The 10,775-nt window shown below is 57.9% G+C and carries 8 protein-coding genes; all 8 read right to left on the bottom strand.

Annotation, left to right across the window (positions count from 1 at the left end):
* Nucleotides 1-31 precede the first annotated feature (31 nt).
* The 8 genes from AB5Y67_RS09295 to AB5Y67_RS09260 all read right to left on the bottom strand — a co-directional run bounded on the left by AB5Y67_RS09295 (nucleotide 32) and on the right by AB5Y67_RS09260 (nucleotide 10,746).
* Nucleotides 32-979, bottom strand: a complete 948-nt coding sequence (locus AB5Y67_RS09295) for an IS30-like element ISAs2 family transposase (RefSeq protein WP_019706001.1) — start codon at nucleotides 977-979, stop codon at nucleotides 32-34.
* 367 nt (nucleotides 980-1,346) lie between these two features.
* On the bottom strand, nucleotides 1,347-1,844 hold the full coding sequence (locus AB5Y67_RS09290; RefSeq protein WP_064338033.1) for a GNAT family N-acetyltransferase: 498 nt from the start codon (nucleotides 1,842-1,844) through the stop codon (nucleotides 1,347-1,349).
* Nucleotides 1,845-1,947: 103 nt separating this feature from the next.
* Nucleotides 1,948-2,334: a septal ring lytic transglycosylase RlpA family protein gene (locus tag AB5Y67_RS09285; protein WP_064338034.1), complete on the bottom strand. Its 387-nt coding sequence runs from the start codon at nucleotides 2,332-2,334 to the stop codon at nucleotides 1,948-1,950.
* A 220-nt stretch (nucleotides 2,335-2,554) separates the two neighbouring features.
* A complete protein-coding gene (gene mukB, locus AB5Y67_RS09280) occupies nucleotides 2,555-6,982 on the bottom strand; it encodes a chromosome partition protein MukB (RefSeq protein WP_201943655.1) in 4,428 nt (1,475 codons plus the stop codon).
* Between the two features lie 3 nt (nucleotides 6,983-6,985).
* A complete protein-coding gene (gene mukE, locus AB5Y67_RS09275) occupies nucleotides 6,986-7,705 on the bottom strand; it encodes a chromosome partition protein MukE (protein ID WP_005345759.1) in 720 nt (239 codons plus the stop codon).
* On the bottom strand, nucleotides 7,686-9,020 hold the full coding sequence (mukF, locus tag AB5Y67_RS09270) for a chromosome partition protein MukF (protein ID WP_005345760.1): 1,335 nt from the start codon (nucleotides 9,018-9,020) through the stop codon (nucleotides 7,686-7,688). The genes mukE and mukF overlap by 20 nt, the downstream gene beginning before the upstream one ends.
* 100 nt (nucleotides 9,021-9,120) lie before the next feature.
* Nucleotides 9,121-9,897, bottom strand: coding sequence for a tRNA uridine 5-oxyacetic acid(34) methyltransferase CmoM (gene cmoM, locus AB5Y67_RS09265; protein ID WP_031227571.1), 777 nt, complete (start codon nucleotides 9,895-9,897; stop codon nucleotides 9,121-9,123).
* Nucleotides 9,898-10,542: 645 nt separating this feature from the next.
* Nucleotides 10,543-10,746, bottom strand: coding sequence for a hypothetical protein (locus tag AB5Y67_RS09260; protein WP_368207689.1), 204 nt, complete (start codon nucleotides 10,744-10,746; stop codon nucleotides 10,543-10,545).
* Nucleotides 10,747-10,775 lie beyond the last annotated feature (29 nt).

Genomic DNA, 10,775 nt, shown 5'->3' with positions numbered 1-10,775 from the left:
CGCGAATTCAACTTCGAAGTGCGACACTCGCCTATGCCGCCTGACGGTACTCTTCGAATACCTTGACAGGCTGCCTGAATCCGAGACATTTCCGAGGTCGTAGGTTGAGCCACTGCTCCGCTCTCCTGACATCCTCGTCCGTGACCTCTCTCAGGTCTGTTCCCTTTGGGATAAACTGCCTCAACAGCCCATTGCTGTTCTCGTTCAGACCGCGCTCCCACGAAGAGTAAGGGTGCGCAAAGTAAGTCTCGGCACCCAGCGCTTCCTCTATCGCCTTGTGTTCGGCAAACTCGCCGCCGTTGTCAAAGGTGATGGTATGCACCTGCTCGATGTAGGGAGTTAACATCTCGATTATCGCATCCCGCACCACCCCAGCCTGTTTGCTCGCGACCCGCTTGACCAGATAGAGCCGGCTCTTGCGCTCCACCAGGGTGACCAGTGCACCTGTGCCTTGCTTGCCCAGCACCGTGTCCGCCTCCCAATCACCGAGCCGCTCCCGGCTATCGACGATAGCCGGCCGTTCATCAATAGAGCGGGCTTCCTTGATGGGAGAACGCAGGCTGCTCGCCCCCTTGCGGTAGCGCTTGTGGCCCTGGCGCAGATGGCGGTACAACTGGCCACCCCGGGCTTTGTCGGCGGCCACATGGCGGTATATCCACTCGTGACTCACCATGAGGCCTATCTGCTTGCCCACCGCGCTTATCTGCTCCGGGCTCCACCACCAGGCGAGTGTCAGCTCGACAAACTGGATGACATCGGCAGATAGCCGAGATTTGGCCGCACTGGCCCGTCGGTGGGTGGCGTGCTGATGCGCATTGTCTGGCTGGTAGCCCTGCGGCCCGGCGTTACGACGCAGCTCCCGGTAGAGGGTGGAGCGATGAACGCCAATGGCGCGTGCGGTGGCAAGGATGGACATCCCCTGTGCGCGAAGCACCGATAACTGGTATCGTTGCCCCTCGGTCAACTGCTGATAGCTCATGGTGATACTGCTTTTACTTTGGCGAGCAGAAGGGTACCACCAATCAGCAGTTGGCCACCTCTCGCCATTCATCCATGAGTGTCGCACTTATTATCTGAATTCCCGGTTAACTGTATGGGCTCAAGGCCATAAGTTGTCGTCCAACCAAAGGCATCTGTAAATACTGAGGCCTCATACTCTTCAACCCCATTACACAAAAATAGAATTACTTTTGAATTTCGCTTCCTTTCTGAGTTCACTCTATCCATCCTGTAATCAACATGAACTAACATTTGCCACAAAACACTTTAATAACCGTTGCATGGTAATATACCATGCTAATTTTTTCACGAAGAAAGGCAATCAAAAATCTAAATTGTGACATAACTTAAATCAGCTTAGCCATTAAGTATTCATCAACATATTCACCATCAACTTTCATCGAGTTTCGCTTTATTCCCTCGACCTCAAAACCACAAGCGTGATAAAGAGCACAAGCTCGGACATTATGACACATGACATTTAACTCCATACGGGTAAAAGCCCGCGCTGTTGCCCACTCTGTCAGCGCAGAAAACAACTTTTTACCAAATCCTTGTCCGGTGGTAGATTGTTGAATACCGATAACACAATACAAGACATGTTTATTGCGATTTGCTGGTTGACCAATGCCGACAATAAAGCCTGCGATCTCATCATGCTCTGCCAGTACCAGCATGACTTTGTTGTTTGCATCGACAAACGAAGCCAATATTTGAGCTTGCTCAACCTCTGTCGTAGTTCGCTCTCCCGGTTCATAGAGCATAAAGGTTGTTTCACTGTCGAGTCGGTTCATTAACGCCAATATGTTATGCGCATCAGATACACAGACTTCTCTCACATCCATATGATGGCCTCAGGTTAAATAGTTAATGTCAAGTTATGCAAATATTTATGAAGGTTTATCGATTTTATATCATCTGAAGTTATCCACTTCCAGTTGTTCGATATTAAAGAACCTCAACCTTTACCTTGATAATTCCATCGCGAATATTGCCGATGGTGCTAAAGGCCGATTTGGAGAGATCGATAGTTCGCCCGCTTTTAAAGGCGCCGCGGTCATTGACCTTGACCACTACGCTCTTGCCATTGGCGAGGTTGGTGACCCGCACCATGGAGCCAAAGGGCAATTCCATATGGGCGGCGCTATTGAGGTTGTTACGATATAACTCGCCGCTGGCGGTCTTTTTGCCGTGATAGCGGTCGGCATAATAGCTGGCATAGCCGGTTTCGCTATAGCCGCGCCAGCTGCCGCCGTGACTCTCGTCATAACGGCTGCTACAGGCCGCCAGCAGCAGGCAAAGAGATAACAGCAGCCCTTTCTGGATATGTTGCACCTTTCCCCTCTCCTCTCTTCTTCTTTCCACTCTGCGCTATTTTTGCATCTTCGATGCGGCCGGTGACACTGGCGGCATGTTCGCAAGCAACTTCTCGCCTTATTGTCAGGCCGCAGCGACGGTGCGGCTACTTTGCCATATCTTCCATGTAAAAAGGGAGGCAAATGCCTCCCTTTCAACTAGTTACCGGTCATCCCGTGTCGGATGGGCCAGAGACATCTCAGGCAATCAGCTTGTCGTCGGCAAAGCCGAAGCCACGCAAACCCACCACATGCACGTGCTCGTGCTTGCCCTGCACCTTGCGGATGAGCTTGTAGGTGGTGCCCTTCTCGGGGCTGATGTTCTCGGGCGCCGCGATAAGCAGCTGCATATCCTGCCGCTCGCACAGCTCGAACAGGGTGGCGATGGATTTGCCATCCAGACGGGCCGCTTCGTCGAGGAACAGCAAGCGGCACGGGGCTATATCCTTGCCGCGCAGACGGCGGGACTCCTCCTCCCAGCTGATCAGCACCATCAAGAGGATGGCCTGACCGGTACCGATCGCCTCGCCGGTGGAGAGCGCACCGCTCTCGGCACGCAGCCAACCATCGGCGCCGCGCTGCACCTCAATCTCCAGCTCCAGATAGTTGCGATAGTCGAGCAGCACGTCGCCCATCACCTGATAGCTGCGATCCCCCTGCTCGATCTGCGGGTTCAGGCGCTGGAACAGCTTGGCCATCGCCTCGGAGAAGCTGAGCTCCTTGTCGGCGAACAGATCGTTGTGCATGGCGGTTTGATCGGCCAGCGCCGTCAGCAGACGGGTATGGGCCTCGCGGATATTGACGTTGAGACGCACCCCGCGCACCAGACCGAAGGCGATGTTCTGCAAGCCCTGGTTGAGCACCCGGATGCGGTTCTGCTCGCGGCGGATGATGTTGGTGATCTTGGCCGCCACCTCGTGGGAGGAGAGCGACAGATGGGTTTCCCGCTGCTTGAGCTCGTCGGCGAGACGGGCCAGCTCGATCTCCATCTCCTCGATCGCCTCCACCGGATCATCGGAGCGGATGATGTCGTTGCGGATGCGATCTTTGAGGTAACGGTAGACCTGCACGTAGAAGGCGACCTTCTGCTCGGTGCTGCGGTTGCCCTCGGAGAGACGCAGCGCATCGCGCAGAGCCTCGTCGTGGGCCACCGCCACCCGCAGGGCGCCGAGAGCCTTGTCCGACATGGAGCGCAGCTCGTCGCTGTCGAGGTACGCCAGCTCGCGCTTGTTGAGGCGCTTCTCGACATCGGTCTCCCGCGCCAGACGCACCACCCGCGACCAGCTCGCCTTGTGACCCACCAGAGATTTACGGGCGCTGTAGTAATCCTTGCCTTCCAGCTTGAGACGACCGCCAAGGGATTCGATCTCCCGCTTGGTGACCTGCAACTGGGCCTCGGCGCTGGTGCGACGGGAACGGGTGCGGATCAGCAGCTCTTCAATCTCTTTCTTGTGGGCACGCGCCTTCTCTTCCATATCGTCAGAGAGGGTCAGCCCCATGGCCGCCAGATCCTGCTCGAACTCGGTCAGGGTCTGGCGCTTGGCCTCGACGCTGGAGTTGAGCGCGGTACGCAGTTGCAACGCCTCGGTGTGACGCAGGGCAATCTGCTTGTGCTGCTCGCCAGCGGTGCGGGCGGCAAGCTCCGCCGCCTTGAGCTTCTCTTTGAGTCGCTCGCTCATCTCGGAGGCCTTGCCCAGCAGGTCTTGTGCATCCTGATAGGCAAAGTGCGGCAGACGGGCCACCAGCTGATCGAGGGCGTAGCAACGGCGCTTCTGCTCGGCCAGCAGATCGCTCACCTCATCATAGGCAGCCTGCAGCGCCGCAAGATCCTGCGGATCCTGACGCAGCACCTGCACCATGGTTTCCAGCTTCTCCAGCGACTTGCCGTGCTTGGCGATAAAGGCTTCGGCCTGTTTCAGCGCTTCCACATCGGCGTGAGCCGCCTCGAGGCGGGCCGCCAGATCAGTCTCGGCAAACAGGTGGGCAAACGGCAGCATCCCCTGTACCAGCTGGATATGGCGGGTCAGCTGGGCGGCGGCCGCTTTGGCATCACTCAGCTGCTTGTCGCACTCACCGATGGCACCTTGCAGCGCGCGCAGTTCGGCCTGCTTGGCCTGCACTTCGGCTTCCGGGTCGGGGCGGAAGGCGATATCCAGATGCTGACCGATAAAGTCGCGGAAGTGACCGTAGAGACGGTGGTACTTCTGCTGCTCGAAGGCGGCCTTGGCGTAGCCCTCGATCAGCCCTTCACGTTCAAGGTCGAGCTGCTCGATCCGTTTTTCCCGCGCGGCGCGACCAAACAGCGGCAGCTCGGGGTAGCGGGAGAAGCGCACCTGACGCTTGCTGGAGCGCACCAGCACGGCGTCCCCCAGCTCGTCGGCTTCCACCAGATCCTCGTCAAAGGAGTCGGGGTTGCCCTGAATGAGGTAGATATCTTCCGGGCAATCTTCCAGCTTTTTCAGCCGCTCGATGGCGCCCTCAAGGTCGAGCACCACCAAAGCGCTGCGAGCCGGGCCGTAGAGCGCGGAGTAGTAAGGGGCATCGTCGATGGAGATGTCGTCATAGACATCGGAGAGCAGCACGCCCCCCACCTGCTCGGCGATGCGGGCAAGACGGGGATCCGCCTCACCAGCCCCCAGCTGCAGGTTGCGAATTTGCAGCTCCAGCGCCTGTTTCTGCGCAGCGATGCGATTGCTCTCCTGCTCGAACTCGCGCTCCTTGTCGAGCACGGTTTGCATACCGGCCGAAAGCTCTTCGGCTGTAGTCAGCGGCAGACCGCTCTGCTCGCGCAGCTGCTCGAGTTTTTCAAAGGATTTCAGCCAGCGCGGCGCCAGCTTGGTCAGCTCCGCAATATCGCGGCCGAGCTGGGTACCCTGATGCTCGAGGCTGGCGCGGCGTTGGTTCACCTCCGCCTGCTGCTCGGAGAGCTCCTCCTGACGGGTACGCTGGGCTTCGAGGAAGATCTCCAGCTCATCGCTGCTGGCAATCAGTTGGCCAGAGGCCTGCTGCAGCTCGTCACGCAGCTTGAAGAGGCTCTTCTGGCTTTCGCTCTCTTTCTCGAGGCGAGCCAGCGCTGCGCGCAGCCCCTGACCCTGGGCGATGCGAGCCTTGTCTTCGATGTGACGTTTGAGCAGCGCCTGCGCGGTGGGCCAGGCGGCCTCGCGCACTGTTTCCGGAGCGATGCTGAGCAGCAGCGCCAGCGCCGCTTCGTGCTCGGCCACTGCCGCCTTGGCCAGTGCCAGCTGTTGCTCGGCCCCCAGCACCCGGCTGGTGAGGCTCTGCTCGGCGCTACGGAACTGGTGCAGGGTGTCGCTCGCCTGTTCGGCGGTCAGCCCCGGCAGCTCGCACTGCTCGCGAGCAGCATCGAGGGCCTGCACCGCCTGACGGTACTGGATGGCGCGGGTCTGCTGAATATCGAGCGCCTGCTGGTAATCGGCCAGCTGGGTCTTGAGGCTGTCTACCTCGGCCTGCGCCAACTCCTTGCGCTCTTCCACTTCCAGCAGCTGGCCGTGGATCTCCTCCACCACCGCCTGCTGCTGTTCGAGTTTGTCAGAGAGATCCGCCAGATCGGCGCGATACATCTCGATCTTCTTCTGCAAACTGACAGCCGCCATCACCTTGGCAAGGTGCTCGGAGGCAGACTCCAGCTCGTCGGTCAGCAGTTTCTCACGGTTGGTGAGCTGCTCCACCTCGTCGGCCAGATAGATGGCGCGCTGTTTCTCTTCGGCCAGAATGCGGCGCTTGTCGGCCAGCTCCTGGCGAGCCTTGAGGGCCAGCTCGGAGAGGCGGCTCTTCTCGGCGGCATTGCGCACATAGTCCGCTGCCACATAGTGGGTGGTTTCGGTGATCAGGTTCTTGAACAGATCCCGCTGACCCTGGGTCTCTTTAATGGCTTCCAGCGTGCGGCGGTTTTCATAGATGGCCGCCTCCATGTCCGCAAACGCCTTGCGCACCCCGGAGTTCTCCGGCAGCAGGTATTCGCGCAGGGAACGGCTGATGGACGAGGAGATGCCGCCGTAGAGGGAGGCTTCGATCAGGCGATAGAACTTGCCGCGATCTTTTTGATCACGCAGCTTCTTCGGGGTGATGCCGAACTCGAACATGAAGTTGTGATAGTCGGTCACCGTATTGAATTTGGCGACTTTCAGCGCCCCCAGCTCGGCGGCCGCACCTTTCAGATCGGTAAAGGCGCGTACCCGCCCCTTGCCGCCATCAAGCTTCTCCAGCAGCAGATCGGTCGGAGCCAGATTTTCCGGCACATCCACCAGCGCAAACGGGGTGATGTTGACCTTGTTGTCGCGGTTGGCCACCTGCTCGAGGTGCACGCCGACCCAGACCCGCTGTTCGCGGCTGTTCATCACTTCCAGCAGGGAATAGCAGTGGCCGCGCTGCAGCTTGCCGTAGAGCCCCTTGTCACGGGAGGCGCTGCTCGATCCCGCTTCCGTGGTATTGCGGAAATGGAGCAGTGACTGGTCGGGGATGAGCGCTGCGATAAAGGCCGCCATGGTGGTGGACTTGCCCGCGCCGTTGCCGCCGGAAAGGGTAGTGACCAGCTGGTCGAGATCGAAGGTCCGGGCAAAGAAGCCGTTCCAGTTGACCATGGTCAGGGATTTGAACTTGCCTCGCACCGGTTATACCTCCAGATCCAGTTGTTCTTCATCGAGATCCGCCTCGATGTCATCAAAGAGCGAGTCGCTGCTCGGCATTTCGTCGTCGTGGAAGATAGCTTCACCCTCCTGGATCATCCGCAGCTGAACGGCGCGCGGATCTTCATCGGAGCGCACGTCGGCGGCGAAACGGAACACCGATTCGTTGACCCGGAATTTATCCCCGTTGCCAAGGGCGGTGATCATGCCAAGGCGGCGCAGACGGCGCATGGAGGTACGGATCTTTTCGAGCAGCTTCTTCTTGTCGAGATCGGTACCGCCGGAGCGGCTGTTGACCATCCGCAGCAGCTGCTTCTCGTCGGCGAGGCTCAGCACCTCCTCCTGCAGCTCAGCCATGGCGAATACCCCTTCCGAAGCCAGACGATCCGGGCTCAGGTAGAGGTAGCAGAGCACCTTGCCCACCAGCATATCGAGCTCGGAGAGCACAGTGGTGCCGATGTCGGAGCTCGGGCGCGGACGCAGGTAGAAGAAGCCTTCCGGCGCCTTGATCAGCTCCACCTGATAGCGGCCGTAGAAGATCTCCAACTCGCTATGATATTCGACCAGCGCCGAATGCTGCTCGAACTCGTCGGCACTGATGTGGCGGCCGGAGCGCAAGGCGGTGTCGATGCGCGGAAACAAGGGGTTGGCAATCGCCTCTGCGAGGCGCAGCGGCAAGGGAAACTCAGTATTGATCAATGACATAGGCCTGAACCTTGGATCCAGCTTGGTTAATGGGTTTCCATGCGGGTTGGCGATGCAGTTCGCGCTCGCCGCTGGCATGGCCCAGGCGCACGGCCTGGTCGATCAGAAGACGCGCCACATCGAAGTGGGCATGAGCCGGGTAATCCAGCAGGTATTCGCGCAGCACGTCGGCCAGATCCAGCTGCTGGCCCTGCTCGGGGTAGCGGGCCAGATAGCGCTCGATGCGCTCGGCCAGCTCCTGGTTGATATCCACCATCTCGACATACTCCATCTCGAGGGGCACCTCACCGGTCACCTCCTCGTCGTGGATAGCGATGGTTTCGTCGCGCAGCTCCAGCAGACGGGGCTCTTCGGCCACCCGCAGCTGCCAGTTGTGCTGCTCGAAGTTGCGGATGGACTCGCGCAGCCGCTGGCTGAAGGCACGGTTCTTGTCCATGTCGATGGCGTTGCGGATAAATTTGTGGACGTGCCTGTCGTAGCGGGACCAGAGCTCGATGCACTGCTGACCCCAGCTGGTGATGACATCAAGACGACCTTGCAAGGCGTGGGTGAGCTCCTCAACGTGGAACAGATCGTCACGCCCCTGCGCCGCTTCCTGAATGTTGAGCAGCCCGGCCTGCAGGCGGTGGCCGGCAGCGTCCAGGGTATCTTGCAGCTCGCGCAGGGTCTGGCCGGTCTCGTGCAGCAGCTTTTCGCAGCTGTGAATGGCATCGACCCAGTTCTGGGTCAGCAGGGCCGCAATCTCGCTTTTGACCTGATTCTGCTGCTCATCCATGGCGCGCTGGGTGAGATCAATCCGCCCCAGGGTCTCTTCCAGCGAGAAGGTGAGCCGTGGCAGCACCTCGGCGTCCCACTGCTCGCGGGTGTTGGTCTCGAGCGCCGCCTTGCGGGCGGTGTCGAGCTCGGCAGCCAGGTGTTCGAGCAGAATGGAGAGCTTGATGGAGTCAACCTGACGCTGATCCATAAAGAAGTCGACAATGCTCACCCCCAAGCGAGACAGGCGGTAGAGGCTCTCCCCCGCCACCATGTCGGTATTGAAGCGCGACAGCAGCTGCTGGCGAATGAGATCGTTGATGGCGTTGTTGGCGCGACCGGTAAGGGTCTCGTCCATCTGGCCGAAAGCGCTGCTGACATAGCCAAAGGCATCGTGCAGCGCCGCTTCCGACAGGTCCGACTCATCTTCGGATAGCGTCTTGATTGCAATCAGAAAGGCCAGCCGGTCGGTCGGCAGGCTCAACGCCAACCCCTCCTGCCTGACCCACCCTACTAGCTCCGGCAAAGAACGCTCTGGCAGGGTACGGGATGTACTCATCATGATGTTGTCATCTCGTTGTTGTATTGGGCGCAAAATCGTGCGCGCGGCTACATCCGGTAGCATCGAAAACATGGTTCACATCGACGTGAACCGCGAGCAATCAGCTGGCCGGCTTCTGGGCCATCACATGGATATAGCGGCCGAGGGCGACAAAAGGCTCCTGACGGCAATATTGCTGCTCCATGGCCAGCAGATCGTCGAACTTCTCCACCTGATCCTGCTTGTGACGCATATAGTCGTGGATCACCCGCACCCCGGTCTTGCCGATGATGCGCAGCCCCCCGCGACCAATCCAGTCATAGACCTGCTCCGGCAGCTGGGGATTGGTGGGCGTAAGCGCAGTCTGGCGCTTCTTGCGAAGACCAAGGCGCACATAGTCAAAATTGCCCACCACCAGGCTCTGGAACAGCAAACCATGACGGTTGTAAAAAAGCAGCGACAGTATGCCCCCGGCATTGACGAAAGGGAACAGACCCAGCAAGGTCTGGCGCGGCTCGGCAAGCCACTCCAGCACCGCATGGCAGAGCACCAGATCAAAGGTCCCGGTCACGTGTTGCTTCAGATCCTGAATGGGGCAATGGATGAGACGGATTTTGTCTTCCAGCCCCTTCTCGGCGATCTGGCTGCGGGCCAGTTCCAGCATTTCTGCTGACAGATCGCACAGCTCCACCTGATGGCCCATGGCCGCCAGCTTCTGAGCGAAATAGCCAAAACCGCCCCCCGCATCGAGGATGCGCAGCGGACGGTTGCCAAGGCGGGCCAGGCAAGCTTCGATGTCGCTCCAGACAATGGTGGTGCGGATGCGCCCCTTGGTGGAGTCGTAAATGTTGCGGGCGAACTTGTCGGCGCGCCCGTCAAAACTCTGATCGTGCTTCAAGGAGAAACTCAACATTAGCGCCACAGGGTTGTGGCCATCCCAAAAAAGAGAGGTATTCTGTCACATCCCGAATTTGCTGAAAACTCAAGGAAGTGTCTGCCGTGTTTGTGCTCAAAAAACACCCCTTTTTTTCCAATATCTATCAGGTAAGCTACCTTAAGCCCATTTGAGCAGAAAAGTTATCAAATTCATTTGGTTAGAAAACATATTCTTTAAGCCCTTGTAAGCTCTATCTCGCTTCATGGAATGCCCCAAAAGTGCCACATCACAAAAAAATGCCCCAAAAATGCCCCAGTTTTTTCCACCTAATTTGCATAGAAAAGCCCGTAAAGTAACGGGCTGATTGGAGTACTTAATCTTCATCGTATCTTTGAGGCTTCATAACGAAGATCCTCCATCATTCGAACAATTATCCCTTGCTCCTGCAGGGTAAGATCTAGGCCTTTCAGAAACTCTTCAAATTCCGTCAGTAATAACTCCATCCTGTGGTCCCTCGTTGGTCTCTTCTCAATCTTTCGATTGTGAAAAGCTGTATATGCATACAGCACCAACAGTGAAGCTATCACTTCTGATTACCATGGTGTATAGAAACCGACCAGTTCCTTTGTTACCCCTTCTTTATCTGCTGAAATTGTGAACTAAATATCACCATAGGCTAATGATACCCAAGACAACAAACCCAATCAGGATCAGCAGAAAGCCAAAGGACATAAAGTTTTCTAGGCTCTCTCGGTCAGACATGCTGAAACACCAACACCCAATCGCTGCAGGAACCAAGCCTAACGTGAAGCTGAAACTAAATGTTTTCAGCGCCAGCACCATAAATCCAAGCGCAAGCAGTATCCACATGGTCGAGTCCTCGTAAGTTAAGGTCCCCA

The sequence above is a fragment of the Aeromonas sp. s12 genome (assembly GCF_040907925.1).
In the GTDB taxonomy this organism is placed as follows: Bacteria; Pseudomonadota; Gammaproteobacteria; order Enterobacterales; family Aeromonadaceae; genus Aeromonas; species Aeromonas veronii.
The sequence above is the reverse complement of the archived record's forward strand: the minus strand, read 5'-3'. Positions and strand labels throughout refer to the sequence as shown.

What these genes read in the sequence shown, in the direction of transcription:
- AB5Y67_RS09295 (WP_019706001.1), bottom strand. Translation starts at nt 979, where the DNA reads ATGAGCTATCAGCAGTTGACCGAGGGGCAACGATACCAGTTATCGGTG.
- AB5Y67_RS09290 (WP_064338033.1), bottom strand. Translation starts at nt 1,844, where the DNA reads ATGGATGTGAGAGAAGTCTGTGTATCTGATGCGCATAACATATTGGCG.
- mukE (WP_005345759.1), bottom strand. Translation starts at nt 7,705, where the DNA reads ATGTCATTGATCAATACTGAGTTTCCCTTGCCGCTGCGCCTCGCAGAG.
- mukF (WP_005345760.1), bottom strand. Translation starts at nt 9,020, where the DNA reads ATGATGAGTACATCCCGTACCCTGCCAGAGCGTTCTTTGCCGGAGCTA.
- AB5Y67_RS09260 (WP_368207689.1), bottom strand. Translation starts at nt 10,746, where the DNA reads ATGTGGATACTGCTTGCGCTTGGATTTATGGTGCTGGCGCTGAAAACA.